This is a genomic window from Allofournierella sp. CML151, assembly GCF_027853465.1.
GTDB lineage: Bacteria > Bacillota > Clostridia > Oscillospirales > Ruminococcaceae > Allofournierella.
Map to the genome: position 1 here is coordinate 85092 of NZ_JAPNNW010000004.1, position 14669 is coordinate 99760.

Genomic DNA, 14669 nt, shown 5'->3' on the forward strand with positions numbered 1-14669 from the left:
TCTGCATAGAAATAGTGCAGGGGGTGTTTTTTCTATGCAAAAACGAATGTCTGCCGAATATGCAGGGAAGCAACTGCTGTTTTCTATCCTTTTTTCCGCTGGGGCCGGAGCCTCGGTATGCGCTGCCGCACTCTGCCTTTTGGCAAAGCTAATCGTTGCCACACAACCATCTGCCTGGTGGGCAATTCCCATATCCGTCATTGCAGTCATGGCAGGCTGCTTTGTGAGCGGATACATCCTGGCCCGGCGGATGGGGCAGAACGGTCTGTTTTGCGGTCTGTGCTGTGGATTGTTCTTCTTTTTGATCTTCCTGCTTGCTGCAATGCTGAGCGGAAGCCACGAATATACTGCTTTTGCCGCAATCAAATGCGTGTGCTACAGCCTTGCAGGCGCTTTGGGTGGATACATCGGTCTGCTTTCCAGCGAGCGATCGAAGCGGAAAGCACATACATCACGTCAATAAAAAGAACCAGGGCGTTTGCCCTGGTTCTTTTTATTCGATCAACTGAATAGAATTGTAGCAAAAGAAACTGCAAAGAGGGACAGGCTTATGTGGACGTATCGAAATGAACCGGCATCCATCCATTCCGTGGCGCAAGAGTCACGCGTTACTTTCAACAAAAATTCATCTATGCATACTTCCGCGAAAGTTCCTTTCTCGGAAAAAACGTTCCAATCAGCTGCTCACAGTCCGGTAACCACTATCGGAAAAGCTTCGTTTGCTCAACGTGTTATTCGGTCCAAAAAGCAATTTGATATATTTACACTGGGAGGAGCATTGCTTTACCTGACTGGTATGCTTCTGGGGGCGCTCTGGCAGCCTGGGACAGACAGCTGGCTGTGGAAATATGCCCAGCATTATGTGGACCTGCAAATCGACCGGCACATGGAGCATCAGCTCGCTCAGATCTTTTGTGCGCAGTTTCTCGCGCTGCTTACCCAGCTGATACTGGCCGCTTTGGCCGGCTTCTGTGTTTTTGGCGTTGCGTTGCTCCCCGCACTCATTTTGTTAAAGGGAATCGGCACCGGTTTTTTCACCGCTTGCCTGTATCTGGAATATGGCCTTGCACAGGGAGCCGGCATTGAGTTTCTTCTTTTCTTTTTTCCTCAGCTTTTAGGACTGTTTCTTCTGCTCAGCCAAAGTACCGCCGCGTGGCGCCTTTCCCGTGAGCTACTGGCCGTGTGTATACACAACCGAGGTACTCGACCCTTAACAGAAAGCAAACGCGTTTTAAGCAGGCTGCTGCTTTGCTGCTGTACAGCATTGCTGCCGGCCATTCTTTCCTGCGTATGTTCCTTTCTTTTTGCCGGTTTATTCCTGGCCTGATGGATCATCCTCCAGTTCCTCGAATAAATCCGGAACCTCCGGTACTTCTGGCTCTTCCTCCGGCTCTTCCTGTGGCATGGGTACATCCTTCTTCTGGGTAAATTCTACACGAGAAAGGGGAGTCGAGCTGGCAGCCGTACGGAGCTTTTCCGTGTTGATGTGCGTATAAATCTCTGTGGTGGAAACATGCTCATGCCCCAGAATTTCCTTCAGCTCCAACATATCCACATTACCATGCCGGTACATCAGCGTTGCCGCGGTATGCCGCAGCTTATGCGGCGAATAGCCCTTGCCGGAAAGTCCAGCCAACTTCAGGCAGCGCTCCACAATCTGCTCCACACGCCGCGCGCCGATGCGTTTTCCGGTTCTTCGGGATACAAAAAGAGCCTCTTTATCCTGCAGATTCATCAGCTTTGCCCGGGCGGCGCAATACCTCTCCAGTGCGTGGATGCATGCCTGATTCAAATACACCAAGCGTTCCTTGTTGCCTTTGCCAACGATTCGAATGGTGTCTTCCTGGAAATCGCTCATGTTGATGCCCACCAACTCAACCAGACGCATACCACAATTAAGGAAAAGCGTGATGATGCAGTAATCCCGCTCATAAAAGTCGCTTTGTATATTTTTTAACAATTCCATACTTTCTTCCAACGACAGATACTTCGGCAACGCACGCTTCGTCGTGGGTACCGATACATCCTTCGCTGGATCATTGCTGAGCCGGTTGGCCTTGACCGTAAGGAACCGGTAAAGGCTCTTCACAGCGCTAAGCTTGCGTGCACGGGCTGCCGGTTCGTTGAGCCGCTCATTTTTCAGAAAATAGAGGTATTCATAGATATCACTGGTGGTAATAGAGCCGATGAACTCCAAATCCAGGCCGGAGATATCGATTTCATCAAAATCCGTATCCGGAGCCAAACCACGATAACGCATCATAAAACGGAAAAAGGTGCGAAGATCAATGTAGTAGCCATTGACCGTGCGCGGCGAGCGATTCAGAATCGCGCCGAGATAATTCAAGAAGTCCCGAACATCCCGCGGGATATCATCATACGGCGCATGACGATTCGGATGAAGCGGATTGATGTAGGTACTCATAAGATAATCACATCCCAAAATCAACTGACCATATTATTATAACAGAAACATTTGAATTTGTTTTTTGTAAAAACAATGATTTTGCATCAAATCAGTCCAACAGATTGTCCAGGCTGATCAGAGCGCCGTCGGCCCAGAAAAAGCTATATCGGAAGAAGCATGCCCTTTTTCGCTCCCCTATATTTCGCTAAATTTGCATTTAGCGAAATACTATATGGAACAAAATAGAAGGGCCCCTGCCCCATACCTTCTTTTTATTCCTCACTTAATCCCGAGGTTTTGCCCTTTCACATTTCTCATCTGATTTTTTATTGCAGCGGCGCTGGTACCACAACTTCTGCATTCCAGCGCCGCTGAGCTTTTTGTTATTACTTAATGGCCTGAATGGCATCTCGAATATACGAAACACCGATCAGCTCCATATCCGAAAATTCGCTGAGTTCCAGCTGCTTCAAGCTATGCTTCGGCACAATGGCTTTCGTGAAGCCGATTCTCTGCGCTTCCCGCAGCCGGTTTTCCAAAAACGTCACGTTACGGATTTCACCAGCCAGGCCAACCTCACCAATGGCAATGGTCTTGTCCCCAATGGGTTTATCCATCAACGCCGAAGCCATCGCCAGACAAACCGCCAGATCGCAAGCCGTCTCGTTCAAATCCAAGCCGCCCACAATATTAATGTAAACGTCCAGATTTGCAAAGAAGTAGCCTGCCCGCTTTTCCAGCACTGCAAGCAACAGATTGGTCCGATTGAAGTCAAACCCGCTGGCAGCACGACGCGGCGTACCAAAGCCGCTCTTCGTCACAAGGGCCTGTACCTCACTCAGAATGGGTCTGGTACCTTCCATGGTACAGGCAACACAGTTTCCGCTGATTCCAAGCGGACGGCCATCTAGAAGCAACTGAGAGGGGTTCTCGATCTCAGTCAGGCCGGTTCCTGTCATATCGAACATACCGATCTCATTGGTAGAGCCATAGCGGTTTTTTACACCACGCAGGATTCGATACGGAAGGGTCTTATCCCCTTCAAAATACAGCACTGTATCCACGATGTGTTCCATGACCTTGGGGCCCGCAATTGCGCCATCCTTGTTTACGTGACCCACAATGAAGGTCGGGATCTCACAGCTCTTTGCCACAGCCAGCAATCTGGCGGAGCATTCCTTCACCTGTGAAACACTGCCTGCGGACGAAGAAACATCCGAGCAGTGCATCGTTTGGATGGAGTCAATCACCACCAGGTCGGGACGCATCTGTTCGATTAAACCGCAAATCTCATCAATCTCCGTCTCTGCCACCAGACTGATATTTTCCTGGGCAACTCGCAGCCGGTTGGCACGCAGCTTGATCTGCCGGGTAGATTCCTCGCCGGTCACATACAAAACATGATGGCTGCCGGAAATTGCTCCGCACAGCTGCAGAAGCAGTGTGGATTTACCTGCGCCAGGCTCACCGCCCAATAGAACCACACTACCCAGAACAATACCGCCCCCCAGGACACGATCCAATTCGTGAATTCCGGTTACAATACGGCTTTTTTCCTCATCGGTGCTGATATCTGCCAGGCGTTCTGCTCTTAGTGAGGTTTGCCCCTGTACACGGCCAGTTGCCACGCTTGCGCTGCGCTTGGCTGCTGTGGCTTTGCTTTCTACCATGACCACATCCTCGGTCATGGTATTCCACTCGCCGCAGGATGGGCAGCGCCCCATCCAACGGGGACTGGTTTCCCCGCAGTTGGAGCACACATAAATGGATTTTAATTTGCCATCCTTCATTCGCTGCTGTTTCCTCTCTGCTTAATATCCGAATACGCCTTCCAGGGATTCATCCTGATCAATCCAATCCTGCACTTCGATCACCCGATATTCGTCCTTGCTGTCGCGGATATAGACCCGTTCGATACCTGCGTTGATGATCATACGCTTGCACATGGAGCAGCTGTTGGCGTTCTGCACATAATCCTTGGTAGCCATATCGATGCCCACCAGATACAGCTGACTGCCCAGCATCTTATCACGGGGCGCGCTGATGATCGCATTCGCTTCTGCGTGCACACTGCGGCAGATTTCGTACCGCTCTCCGCGAGGAATCTGCAGCTTCTGGCGGATACACACATTCAGATCTGTGCAGTTCTTTCTTCCACGGGGAGCTCCCACATAACCGGTGGAAATCACTTCGTCGTTTTTCACGATCACTGCACCGTAATTCCGGCGCAGGCAGGTCCCTCGCTGCAGAACAATCTCTGCAAGATCCAAGTAGTAATTGATTTTATCGCGGCGCTCCATTAGCAACCCCTCCCCGATCTATATTGTTTCATTGTTTAGTGGTATTATAGCATAGCTGACCACCAGTTTAAAGACAACAAAAAATCCCGGCTGCAACTGCAACCGGGATCTCCTGGAGGTGCTGACCAGATTTGAACTGGTGAATGAAGGTTTTGCAGACCTTTGCCTTACCACTTGGCCACAGCACCAAAAAAATGGAGCGGCTTACGAGGCTCGAACTCGCTACCTCCACCTTGGCAAGGTGGCGCTCTACCAGATGAGCTAAAGCCGCTTATAAATGGTGCCTCCGATCGGAATCGAACCAATGACACGGGGATTTTCAGTCCCCTGCTCTACCAACTGAGCTACAGAGGCAAAATTGGCGACCCGGATGGGGCTCGAACCCACGACCTCTAGCGTGACAGGCTAGCGTTCTAACCAACTGAACTACCGGGCCACATGGTGGAAGTTACAGGGCTCGAACCTGTGACCCTCTGCTTGTAAGGCAGATGCTCTCCCAGCTGAGCTAAACTTCCACGTTGGAGCGGCTTACGAGGCTCGAACTCGCTACCTCCACCTTGGCAAGGTGGCGCTCTACCAGATGAGCTAAAGCCGCTTAACGATGTGGTTTTTGTGCCGCTGTCTCTCAGCGACGTTGTTTATTTTACCGCAGATTCTTCCTTTTGTCAACAGGTTTTTGAAAAAATTTTTCTCTTTTTTATTTTGCCCCGCCGGGCCTGTTTCAAGCAGCCTCGACGGGGCATTCTGCAATGTAAAAAGCTGTTTAATCAGTTATTAATCCAGGCTTTTCAAAAGCTTGTTTACATCCACATGATACTTCTTATCGCAGAACTGACAGTTCACTTCCACCACAGGTTCCTCTGCCGCCAGCTTTTCCAGCTCGGCACGGCCCATACTGATCAGTGCACGCTCCACACGCTGCTCAGTGCAGTCACAGCGGTATTCCACGTCATACTCATCCAAGACCTGCGGATCAAATCCCTGCATGACCATTTCCATGATCTCCTGCATAGTCTTTCCCTGCTGCAGCAAAGTGGTCACGCTGGGAACATTGGCAATATTCTTTTCCAGCATGGTGATCTCTTCCTCAGTGGCACCAGGCAGCAGCTGAAGCAGATAACCACCAGCACAGGAAATGGTCAGATCGGGCGCCACCAGAACGCCCAGCGCGCATACCGTGGGGATCTGCTCACTGGTCGCATAATAGCTGGTGATATCCTCGGCAATTTCGCCGGATACCAGAGGAATCTGACCCACATAGGGCTCTTTCAGCCCCAGGTCACGCACAATGCTCAGGGTACCATCCCGGCCCACAGCGCCGCCCACGTTCAGCTTTCCGTCCGGGCGCAGAGGGATTTCCACCACGGGATGCTCCACATAACCTTTTACGCAGCCCATACCATCCGCCACAGCCAGAACAGTACCCGCCGGGCCACCGCCATTTACTCGCAGAGTAATAGAGTCTTTGCTGTTTTTCAGCATGATGCCCATAATGGATGCTGCAGTCAGTAAACGGCCCAGAGCTGCACTGGTCACCGCGCTGGTTTTGTGAATCTGTTCCATAGTGCGGACAAGATTTGTAGAATCAACCCCGCAGAAAATCACGCCGCCATTTTCCGAAATGCCGCGAATCATATTTCCCATAATTATCGTTTCTCCATCTGTGTATATTCTTTAATTGCCGTGATGATATAGCGCTGGCTTTCCTCTGTAAGGGGAGCAAACGTTTCTCCATCACATACTGTTTCCATACGGAAACCATAGCGCTTGAGAACCTCTTCCACATATTCCAGCGGATAGGTATACTCCTTAAAATGCTCCTCAAAGCGCTCATCGGTATCCAGATAATGAATGCCGATCCGGATATCCACCGTCTGCTCCGCTTCGTCGTAATGGTTTTCCCAGCGGCAGGTGGCATCCGGGCCCTCCAGGTCGAATACATTGTCTGCCAGCACTTCCCTGTGCTTATACGGTGTATTCAGGTCAAACAAAAACACACCGTCCTTTTCCATGAAAAAAGCAGCCTTTTCGATAGCCTTTTCAAAATTCTCTCTGGGGCCAATGTGATTGTAGGTATCAAAGGTGGAAATAGCTGCCCGAATGGTTCCGTATAGATCCAGATTCAGAATATCCTGCCGCAAAAGAAGCAGCCTCTCTGAAATCTCCAGCTCATCGGCTTTTTCCCGTAAGACAGCCAGCATCTCCTCCGACTGGTCCACACCGATCATATCATAACCCGCCTGGGTAAGCATCAGCGTCAGTTCGCCGGTACCGCAGCCCAGATCGACTACAATCCCATCCTGGATGCCATTCTTCTCCAGCTGGCTTTTCACGTACAGGTACAGCGCATCATAATCCGCCGCACCATTCAGCTCGTCATAGAAGTAGGCAAACTCATTATACGCCATCTACTGCTTCCCCCTGCTGAAGGCATTGCTCGAACAGAGCCTGCAGCTCCGGAATGCCAGTTCCCTTCTCACTGCTGGTCAGGATAACAGCACTGCAACCATAACCTTCACAAAGCTCTGCAAAACGCTGCTTTGTGGGCTCGATCTCACTTTTCTTCAGTTTATCCGCCTTGGTCAGCGCTACCACAAAAGGAATCTGCCGGTATTGCAGATATTCGAGCATCTGCAGATCATCCGCCGAAGGCATATGGCGGCTGTCCAGCAGTTGTACCAGCAGCATCCGGTTACGGTCTGCATCGAAATAACTGTTAATCAGTTCATCCCAGCGGCGTCGGTCCGCATTGGATACCTTGGCGTAGCCGTATCCGGGCAGGTCCACAAAATAGGCAGTATCCACCGTATAAAAATTGATGGTAGCTGTTTTGCCTGGTGTAGCACTTACTCTCGCCAGATTCTTCCGGTTGCACAGCTTGTTGATCAGGCTGGACTTGCCCACATTGGACCGGCCGGAAAACACAAACTCCGGTCGGTCGCTGTCCGGAAGCTGGCTGGACAGACCGTAGGACGCCTGAAAGTCCGCCTTATTATAATTCAGCATTTGCACATTCTCTCCTTACTGCTGTACCACATTTTCCAGCAGGCCGCTGTGCTCACCGGCCGCAACGGGAGCAGCAGCCTTCTTGGAACGGCTCTTTTTCTCCGCAGCCTTAGGCCACACCAGAGCAGCCTTCAAAACCTGACCCAGATCGCTCATGGGCAGGAACTCCACTGCTTTCTTTACTTCCTCATCCACTTCGTACAGATCGCTCACATTATCTTTGGGAATCAGAACCGTCTTGATTCCTTCCCGGTACGCGGCCATGCTCTTTTCTTTCAGACCACCGATGGGCAACACATTACCATGAAGAGTGATCTCTCCGGTCATCGCCACATCCGCCCGCACCGGCATTCCGGACAGGCAGGATACCAGCGCAGTGGTAAGAGTGACACCAGCGGAGGGGCCATCCTTGGGAACCGCACCTTCCGGCGCGTGAATATGGATATCCGCATTCTTGAGAACCGCCGAATCGATGTGATATTCCGCACCGTGGACCCGCACATAGCTTACCGCCAGCTTGGCACTTTCCTTCATCACATCGCCCAAAGAACCGGTCAGCTCAATTTTTCCGCTTCCGTCCGGAATGACCAGCACCTCAATGGGAAGAATCTCTCCTCCCACACTGGTCCAGGCCAGACCGTTGGCGATGCCCACTGCATTGGTCCGGTTGTAGAAATCCGGCTTTACACGACGGGGGCCCAAAAGCGCCTCCAAATCGGCAGCACCAATAGAGATCTTTTCCGCGTCGCCGCTGGCAAGCTGCCGGGCGCATTTGCGCAGAACCTCTGCGATCCGGCGTTCCAGCCGGCGCACACCTGCCTCGCGGGTATAGCCATCGATCAGACCGTACAAACCGCTGTTGGTAATGGTGACCATACCCTCCATCCCGTTGCTTTTCAACTGCTTAGGCAGCAGATGGCGCTTGGCAATGTTAAACTTTTCTACCCGGGTATAGCTGGGCAGCTCGATCACATCCATACGGTCCAGAAGCGGTGCCGGGATAGTGTCCAAATTATTGGCCGTGGTAATAAACAACACCTGGCTCAGGTCAAAGGGAATATCCAGATAGTGATCGCGGAAGGTCTTGTTCTGCTCCGGGTCCAGAGCCTCCAGCAGAGCTGCGGCAGGATCACCCCGGAAATCACTTGCCAGCTTGTCGATCTCATCCAGCAGCAAAAGCGGGTTCATGCTCTTGGCTGTGTTGATGGCACTGATGATCTTACCGGGCATAGCACCGATATAGGTTCTTCTGTGGCCACGGATTTCCGCTTCATCCCGCACGCCGCCCAAGCTCATTCGGGCATATTTGCGTCCGATGCAGGTGGCAATAGAGCGGGCAATGGAGGTCTTACCCACACCCGGAGGGCCGACCAGACAGATGATCTGTCCTTTCAGCTCCGGATTCAGCTTCCGCACGGCCAGAATCTCCAGAATACGGTCCTTGACCTTTTTCAGACCGTAGTGCTCCTTGTTCAGGATATTTTCCGCCCGACGGATATCCAGATCATCCACCGTGTACTGCCCCCAAGGCAGACCCAGACAGGTATCCAGATAGGTGCGAATCACGGCCGCTTCCTGGCTGTTGCCAGGCATACGGCTCAACCGGTCGATCTCCTTGCCCAGCTTTTCCACTGCTTCCTGCGGCAGGTTCAACGCCTCCATCTGCTGACGATAACGGTCCGCTTCAAAGCGGGTATCCTCATCTTCGTCCAACTCCTGGGCGATTACCCGCATCTGTTCCCGCAGGTAGTAGTCCCGCTGATTTTTGTCCATCTGGTCATTCACACGCTCATGGATGTCCTGTTCAATGGCCAAAACCTGGTTCTCCCGCTTGAGCAAATCCACCAGCTTCTGCAGACGGCCCATCAGGGTACCCTCATCCAGAATAGCCTGCTTATCCTGATATTTGAACAGCAGATTTGCCGGAACATATTCGCTCAGAAATACCGGATCATTATTAGTAACGATGTTATAGACTACATCTTTGGAAAGGCGGCTGTTCAAGCTGAGATATTCCTCAAACAGGCCTTTCAGACTGCGGACCAGCGCTTCGGCCTCCACGCTTTTTTCCGCCTTTATACCTCGGACCGGTGCAGGCTTGATGGAAGCCACCAGCATCTGGTCATTGCTTTCCACCGCCAGCAGTCGGGCGCGTTCTTTGCCCTCCACCAGTACCTTCACCAGCTCATCGGACACCCGCAGAATCTGCTTAATTTCCGCCACCACACCATGCCGGTACAGGTCGTCCGTGGTAGGATCTTCCGTTTCCATATCGCGCTGGGCGATCAAAAAGATCGGGCTGCTATTGGCCATGGCCCATTCGATGGCCGCAATGCTCTTGGCCCGGCCCACTTCAAAATGTACAACGTTATTGGGAAACAGCACCAATCCGCGCAGCGCAATGGCGGGAAGGCGTTCCACATTGTGCTCCACTTTAATCTTCACACGCTCAGACATATCCAGGAACCTCCTGCTGTCTCCTAAAAAGGAGACGGATCAATATAGTGTATTTGACTTTATATTATACACAAAAAGTAGAGTTAATTCAAGTGATCCTCTGTGAACAGCCTTGGGATGAATGCATCAAAGGGGCCCTCTGCAAACAGAGAGCCCCTTTTCGGCATTTCTGCCAATCACAGGATCGGCATATTATTCTTATAACGCTTGCGCACCGCGCCGTATTCCAGCTCCGGCTTACCGCCGTTCACCGTATCCTCGGTGATGGTCACCCGGATAATGGTGGGATCGCTGGGAATCTCGTACATGATGGGAATCAGCATATTCTCCATCACACTGCGCAGACCGCGCGCACCGCTCTTGCGCTCAATGGTCTTGCGGGCCACCATGCGCAGAGCCTCATCGGTGAAGTCCAGATCCACGTTGTCCATCTTGAACAGCGCCTGGTACTGCTTCACAATGCTGTTCTTGGGCTCCTTCAGCACACGGACCAAAGCGTCTTCATCCAGTGCTTCCAGAACCGTGATCACAGGGATACGGCCGATCAGCTCGGGAATCAAACCGAACTTGACCAGATCATGAGGCTCTACCTTGCGCAGCAGGGCCTCCCGTTCCTTCTCCTCACTGCTCTTCAGCTGACCGCCAAAGCCCAGAACAGAAGTCTCCGTACGGCGCTGGATGTACTTTTCCAGACCATCAAAAGCACCACCGCAGATGAACAGGATGTTCTTGGTATTAATCTGAATAAACTCCTGCTGAGGATGCTTGCGTCCACCCTGGGGAGGAACATTGCTCACGGTGCCTTCCAGGATTTTCAGCAGGGCCTGCTGTACGCCCTCGCCGCCCACATCGCGGGTAATGGAGGGATTTTCGCTTTTGCGGGTGATTTTATCGATTTCGTCGATGTAAATGATGCCGATTTCGGCCTTCTGGATATCAAAATCCGCAGCCTGAATCAGCTTCAGGAGAATATTCTCCACGTCCTCGCCCACATAACCGGCTTCGGTCAGAGTGGTAGCATCCGCGATTGCAAACGGAACGCCCAGCATCTTGGCCAGAGTCTGTGCCAGCAGGGTTTTGCCCACACCGGAAGGACCGAGCAGCAGAACATTGCTCTTCTGCAGCTCCACATCCTTATCGTCACCACTGAGGATCCGTTTGTAATGGTTGTAAACCGAAACTGCCAGCACACGCTTGGCGTCATCCTGGCCAATTACATACTGATCCAGGCCCGCCTTGATCTCGGCAGGAGTCAGAATATTGATGGATTCCGTGGCAGCCGGACGGCTCGCATTGCTCCGGGGCTTCGCGGACGGCTGCTGCTGACGCGGCGGCTCCGGCACCCCCTCCTCATCCAACAGCGAGTGGCACAAGGTGATGCACTCGTTGCAGATGTTTACGCCGGGACCAATGATCATGCGCTCCACTTCGTCCTGGCTTTTGCCACAGAAGCTGCAGTGGAGTGTTTTTTCCTTATCTTTTCCGGAGTTGATATTTGCCATACAATCAGCTTTCCTTTATCGATGAGTGATCACTGCGTCGATCAGGCCGTAATCCGCAGCCTGCTGCGCAGACAGGAAGTTGTCGCGTTCGGTGTCCGCCACGATGGTCTCATAGGGCTGACCGGTGTACTCGCTGAGCATGCGATTCATGCGTTCACGGGTACGCACCAGATGATCCGCATGGATCTTGATGTCAGTGGTCTGACCCTGCAGGCCACTCATCAGCGGCTGGTGGATCATAATCTCGGCGTTGGGCAGAGCCAGACGCTTGCCCTTGGTGCCGCTGGCCAGCAAAAACGCGCCCATGGAGGCAGCCATGCCCATGCAGATGGTGGAAACATCACACTTGATGTATTTCATCGTGTCATGGATGGCCATACCTGCACTGATGGAGCCACCGGGGCTGTTGATGTACAGGCTGATATCTTTGTCCGGATCCTGGCCTTCCAGATACAACAGCTGAGCCACAACCAGACTGGCGGTGGTGTCGTTCACCTCATCGCACAGCATGATGATGCGGTCGTTCAGCAAACGGGAAAAAATGTCGTAAGAACGCTCTCCTCGAGCGGTTTGTTCAATGACGTAAGGAACCAAACTCATGATTCGTCGCCTCCTGTTGATAAAATTAAGCGCCTGCAAAATGACCGATACGAGCAGTCACATTGCGCGTATCGGTCAAATTGATTCCGCTTATGTAAGAGGAAGAGCTCCGAAGGAATTACTCCTTGGTAACCTTCTCCTCGGTGATCTCAGCCTTCTCCTTGATGAAGTCGATGGCCTTGTTCACAGCCAGATCCTTCTTCACTTCGTCGGCGTTGACCAGAGACTTCACCTTGTCGATCTCCATCTTGTACTGATCGGCAATGCGCTGCATCTCGTTCTCGTACTCCTCGTCGCTGGCGGTGATGTTCTCAGCAGCAGCAACAGCCTCCAGAGCCAGGCGGATCTTAACCTGCTTCTCAGCCTGCTCCTTGAAGGAAGCACGGAAGCTGTCCATGGTCTGACCCATGTACTGCAGGTACATATCCAGCTTCAGACCCTGCTGAGCCAAACGGTACTCGAAATCACGAACCATCTCGTCCATGCGGTTCTCGTACATTACCTCGGGGATGTCACCCTCGATGGTGCCGATCACCTGGTCAACCAGATCGTTCTCAACGGCCAGAGCAGCCTGCTTCTCGTTCTGCTCCTCCATGCCCTTACGGATGTTGGCCTTCAGCTCATCCAGGGTATCGAACTCGCTCACGTCCTTGGCGAACTCGTCGTCCAGCAGGGGCAGCTCCTTGGTCTTTACCTCATGCAGCTTGATCTTGAAGACAGCAGCCTTGCCAGCCAGCTCCTTGGCCTGGTACTCCTCGGGGAAGGTCACGTTCACATCGAACTCCTCGCCGGCAGCGTGGCCAACAACCTGCTCCTCGAAACCGGGGATGAAGCTGCCAGAGCCCAGAACCAGGCTGTAGTGCTCGGCCTTGCCGCCCTCAAAGGCGACGCCATCCACAAAGCCCTCGAAGTCGATGTCGGCGGTATCGCCGTTCTCGGCCTTGCCGTCACGGGTAACGATGCGGCCGTTGCGGTCCTGCATGCGAGCCAGCTCGGCATCCACATCAGCGTCCTCAACAGTATTGACCTTCTTGGTGGCCTTTAAACCGGTGTACTGGCCCAGCTTGATCTCGGGCTTCACAGCCACAACCACCTTCAGCACAACGCCGTCCTCCAGGCTCTGGGAAACAACGTCAGCCTCGGGGCGGCCCACAGGCTCGATGCCGGCTTCCTTCACCGCAGCCTCAAAAGCCTCGGGGAACAGATCGTTGATGGCATCGTAGTGGAAGATATCAGCGCCATACATCTTCTCGATCACAGCGCGGGGAGCGTGGCCCTTGCGGAAACCAGGCACATTGTACTTCTTGCCTTCGCGCTTGAACGCCTTGTCAATGGCAGCCTTAAAAGCCTCGGCATCCACCGAAAACTGTAACTCATGCATGCTCTTTTCGAGCTTTTCACTTTTTACGAGATTCATTTTATTTCCTCCATACAAAGAAATTCAATTTATTATACCATGCTGTGCATGGAATTTCCATACTTTCGTTAAATTTTATATGGGCAAAATGCCAGTGCATCCGCTGAAATCAGTCGATATTCGATTCCATCCACCATTCCCTGCACCGCAAAGCGGATTGCATTTCCATGCAGATGGCCGTAAAAACAGCGTTTTACATTGTATTCCTTCAGCAGGTCAATCACCTGCTGAGCATTGGCGTTGGGATATACCGGGGGGTAATGCAGGAAGGCCACCCGTTCGGCACCTTCCGGCGCCGCCTCCAGGCTGGCGCGCAGCCGGCCCAGCTCCCGGTTCATCACCTTTTCGTCATGAGGTTCCCCCACATCGAACATCCAGCTGCGAGTACCGCATACGGCTAGGCCCTCGGTCAGAATGGAATTGTTGTGCAGAATGTGCAGGCTGTCAAAGCCTTTTTCCTGCAAAAAACGCTCCATTTTTTTGACCGTCGTCCACCAGTAATCATGGTTGCCTTTCAAAAGCAGCTTCTGTCCGGGCAGTCGCTGCAAAAAGGAAAAATCTGCAACGGTATCCTCCAGCTTCATGGCCCAGCTGGTATCGCCCGCCAGCACAACGGTGTCCTCCGGCCGCACCAGAGTGTTCCAGTGGTGCTCCAGTTTTTCCATGTAGCCCTGCCAGCCCGGGAAAATATCCATGGGTTTTTCGCATCCCAGCGAAAGATGCAGATCCCCGATCGTGTAAATTGCCATATATTTCTCCTCATATTCCAGTCGATCCGGCAAACAATAACCTCACAAAGGAGGTTTTGAAAATGGAACACAAAGAACCTGTCATTCGGGGAGTCTGCTGTGATGTGCGCAACTGCGTCCACAACGACGGCTCGTGCTGCTGCACCGCCGATTCGATTCATGTGAACCGTTGCTCCGACGACCCGGGCAAAACCAAATGTGATACCTTTGCGGAGATCTAATTAAAAGCAG

At 52.4% G+C, this 14669-nt stretch carries 14 protein-coding genes and 6 tRNA genes; 3 read left to right on the plus strand and 17 right to left on the minus strand.

Features of this window, described 5'->3' with window-relative positions:
• Positions 1-34 precede the first annotated feature (34 nt).
• Together PH256_RS04410 and PH256_RS04415 are read left to right on the plus strand one after the other, a co-directional pair.
• A complete protein-coding gene (locus PH256_RS04410; RefSeq protein ID WP_270913149.1) occupies positions 35-463 on the plus strand; it encodes a TIGR04086 family membrane protein in 429 nt (142 codons plus the stop codon).
• Between the two features lie 87 nt (positions 464-550).
• Complete coding sequence (locus PH256_RS04415; RefSeq protein ID WP_087184007.1) at positions 551-1327, plus strand: hypothetical protein; 777 nt, start codon at positions 551-553, stop codon at positions 1325-1327.
• On the opposite strand, the gene PH256_RS04420 is transcribed toward PH256_RS04415, so the two are convergent.
• The 17 genes from PH256_RS04420 to PH256_RS04500 all read right to left on the minus strand — a co-directional run bounded on the left by PH256_RS04420 (position 1313) and on the right by PH256_RS04500 (position 14438).
• Positions 1313-2425, minus strand: coding sequence for a tyrosine recombinase XerC (locus PH256_RS04420; RefSeq protein ID WP_270913150.1), 1113 nt, complete (start codon positions 2423-2425; stop codon positions 1313-1315). The genes PH256_RS04415 and PH256_RS04420 overlap by 15 nt on opposite strands.
• Before the next feature lie 368 nt (positions 2426-2793).
• Positions 2794-4197, minus strand: coding sequence for a DNA repair protein RadA (gene radA, locus PH256_RS04425; protein WP_087184005.1), 1404 nt, complete (start codon positions 4195-4197; stop codon positions 2794-2796).
• A gap of 21 nt (positions 4198-4218) precedes the next feature.
• Positions 4219-4707 (minus strand): deoxycytidylate deaminase, encoded by a 489-nt coding sequence (locus PH256_RS04430; RefSeq protein WP_087184004.1) that lies wholly within the window; start codon positions 4705-4707, stop codon positions 4219-4221.
• A 113-nt stretch (positions 4708-4820) separates the two neighbouring features.
• Positions 4821-4895 (minus strand) — tRNA-Cys (locus PH256_RS04435).
• Positions 4896-4902: 7 nt separating this feature from the next.
• A tRNA-Gly gene (locus tag PH256_RS04440) sits at positions 4903-4978 on the minus strand.
• A gap of 7 nt (positions 4979-4985) precedes the next feature.
• Positions 4986-5061, minus strand: a tRNA-Phe gene (locus PH256_RS04445).
• Between the two features lie 5 nt (positions 5062-5066).
• Positions 5067-5143 (minus strand) — tRNA-Asp (locus tag PH256_RS04450).
• Between the two features lie 3 nt (positions 5144-5146).
• Positions 5147-5222: transfer RNA gene (locus PH256_RS04455), tRNA-Val, on the minus strand.
• A 4-nt stretch (positions 5223-5226) separates the two neighbouring features.
• Positions 5227-5302: transfer RNA gene (locus tag PH256_RS04460), tRNA-Gly, on the minus strand.
• A 179-nt stretch (positions 5303-5481) separates the two neighbouring features.
• Positions 5482-6351: an Hsp33 family molecular chaperone HslO gene (hslO, locus tag PH256_RS04465; protein ID WP_270913152.1), complete on the minus strand. Its 870-nt coding sequence runs from the start codon at positions 6349-6351 to the stop codon at positions 5482-5484.
• Between the two features lie 2 nt (positions 6352-6353).
• The gene (locus PH256_RS04470) at positions 6354-7115 is read right to left on the minus strand and encodes a class I SAM-dependent DNA methyltransferase (RefSeq protein ID WP_270913153.1); all 762 of its coding nucleotides are present in this window, start codon (positions 7113-7115) and stop codon (positions 6354-6356) included.
• Entirely contained in the window at positions 7105-7710 is a 606-nt protein-coding gene (gene yihA, locus PH256_RS04475; protein WP_087184036.1) for a ribosome biogenesis GTP-binding protein YihA/YsxC, read from the minus strand. Before yihA ends, PH256_RS04470 begins: the two co-directional genes overlap by 11 nt.
• 18 nt (positions 7711-7728) lie before the next feature.
• Positions 7729-10170 carry an endopeptidase La gene (lon, locus tag PH256_RS04480; RefSeq protein ID WP_270913154.1) on the minus strand — a complete coding sequence of 814 codons (2442 nt, stop codon included), beginning with the start codon at positions 10168-10170 and terminating at the stop codon, positions 7729-7731.
• 176 nt (positions 10171-10346) lie between these two features.
• Positions 10347-11672 carry an ATP-dependent Clp protease ATP-binding subunit ClpX gene (clpX, locus tag PH256_RS04485; RefSeq protein ID WP_087184000.1) on the minus strand — a complete coding sequence of 442 codons (1326 nt, stop codon included), beginning with the start codon at positions 11670-11672 and terminating at the stop codon, positions 10347-10349.
• A 15-nt stretch (positions 11673-11687) separates the two neighbouring features.
• A complete protein-coding gene (locus PH256_RS04490) occupies positions 11688-12272 on the minus strand; it encodes an ATP-dependent Clp protease proteolytic subunit (RefSeq protein ID WP_058962962.1) in 585 nt (194 codons plus the stop codon).
• Between the two features lie 118 nt (positions 12273-12390).
• The gene (tig, locus tag PH256_RS04495) at positions 12391-13689 is read right to left on the minus strand and encodes a trigger factor (protein WP_270913155.1); all 1299 of its coding nucleotides are present in this window, start codon (positions 13687-13689) and stop codon (positions 12391-12393) included.
• A gap of 68 nt (positions 13690-13757) precedes the next feature.
• Positions 13758-14438 (minus strand): metallophosphoesterase, encoded by a 681-nt coding sequence (locus PH256_RS04500; protein ID WP_087183998.1) that lies wholly within the window; start codon positions 14436-14438, stop codon positions 13758-13760.
• Positions 14439-14500: 62 nt separating this feature from the next.
• On the opposite strand from PH256_RS04500, the gene PH256_RS04505 reads away from it, so the two are divergent.
• Positions 14501-14659: a DUF1540 domain-containing protein gene (locus PH256_RS04505; protein ID WP_087181463.1), complete on the plus strand. Its 159-nt coding sequence runs from the start codon at positions 14501-14503 to the stop codon at positions 14657-14659.
• The last annotated feature ends 10 nt before the right edge of the window (positions 14660-14669 follow it).

What these genes read in the sequence shown, in the direction of transcription:
- PH256_RS04410 (WP_270913149.1), top strand. Translation starts at nt 35, where the DNA reads ATGCAAAAACGAATGTCTGCCGAATATGCAGGGAAGCAACTGCTGTTT.
- radA (WP_087184005.1), bottom strand. Translation starts at nt 4,197, where the DNA reads ATGAAGGATGGCAAATTAAAATCCATTTATGTGTGCTCCAACTGCGGG.
- lon (WP_270913154.1), bottom strand. Translation starts at nt 10,170, where the DNA reads ATGTCTGAGCGTGTGAAGATTAAAGTGGAGCACAATGTGGAACGCCTT.
- hslO (WP_270913152.1), bottom strand. Translation starts at nt 6,351, where the DNA reads ATGGGAAATATGATTCGCGGCATTTCGGAAAATGGCGGCGTGATTTTC.
- PH256_RS04500 (WP_087183998.1), bottom strand. Translation starts at nt 14,438, where the DNA reads ATGGCAATTTACACGATCGGGGATCTGCATCTTTCGCTGGGATGCGAA.
- PH256_RS04430 (WP_087184004.1), bottom strand. Translation starts at nt 4,707, where the DNA reads ATGGAGCGCCGCGATAAAATCAATTACTACTTGGATCTTGCAGAGATT.
- PH256_RS04470 (WP_270913153.1), bottom strand. Translation starts at nt 7,115, where the DNA reads ATGGCGTATAATGAGTTTGCCTACTTCTATGACGAGCTGAATGGTGCG.
- PH256_RS04490 (WP_058962962.1), bottom strand. Translation starts at nt 12,272, where the DNA reads ATGAGTTTGGTTCCTTACGTCATTGAACAAACCGCTCGAGGAGAGCGT.
- clpX (WP_087184000.1), bottom strand. Translation starts at nt 11,672, where the DNA reads ATGGCAAATATCAACTCCGGAAAAGATAAGGAAAAAACACTCCACTGC.
- PH256_RS04415 (WP_087184007.1), top strand. Translation starts at nt 551, where the DNA reads ATGTGGACGTATCGAAATGAACCGGCATCCATCCATTCCGTGGCGCAA.
- tig (WP_270913155.1), bottom strand. Translation starts at nt 13,689, where the DNA reads ATGAATCTCGTAAAAAGTGAAAAGCTCGAAAAGAGCATGCATGAGTTA.
- PH256_RS04505 (WP_087181463.1), top strand. Translation starts at nt 14,501, where the DNA reads ATGGAACACAAAGAACCTGTCATTCGGGGAGTCTGCTGTGATGTGCGC.
- PH256_RS04420 (WP_270913150.1), bottom strand. Translation starts at nt 2,425, where the DNA reads ATGAGTACCTACATCAATCCGCTTCATCCGAATCGTCATGCGCCGTAT.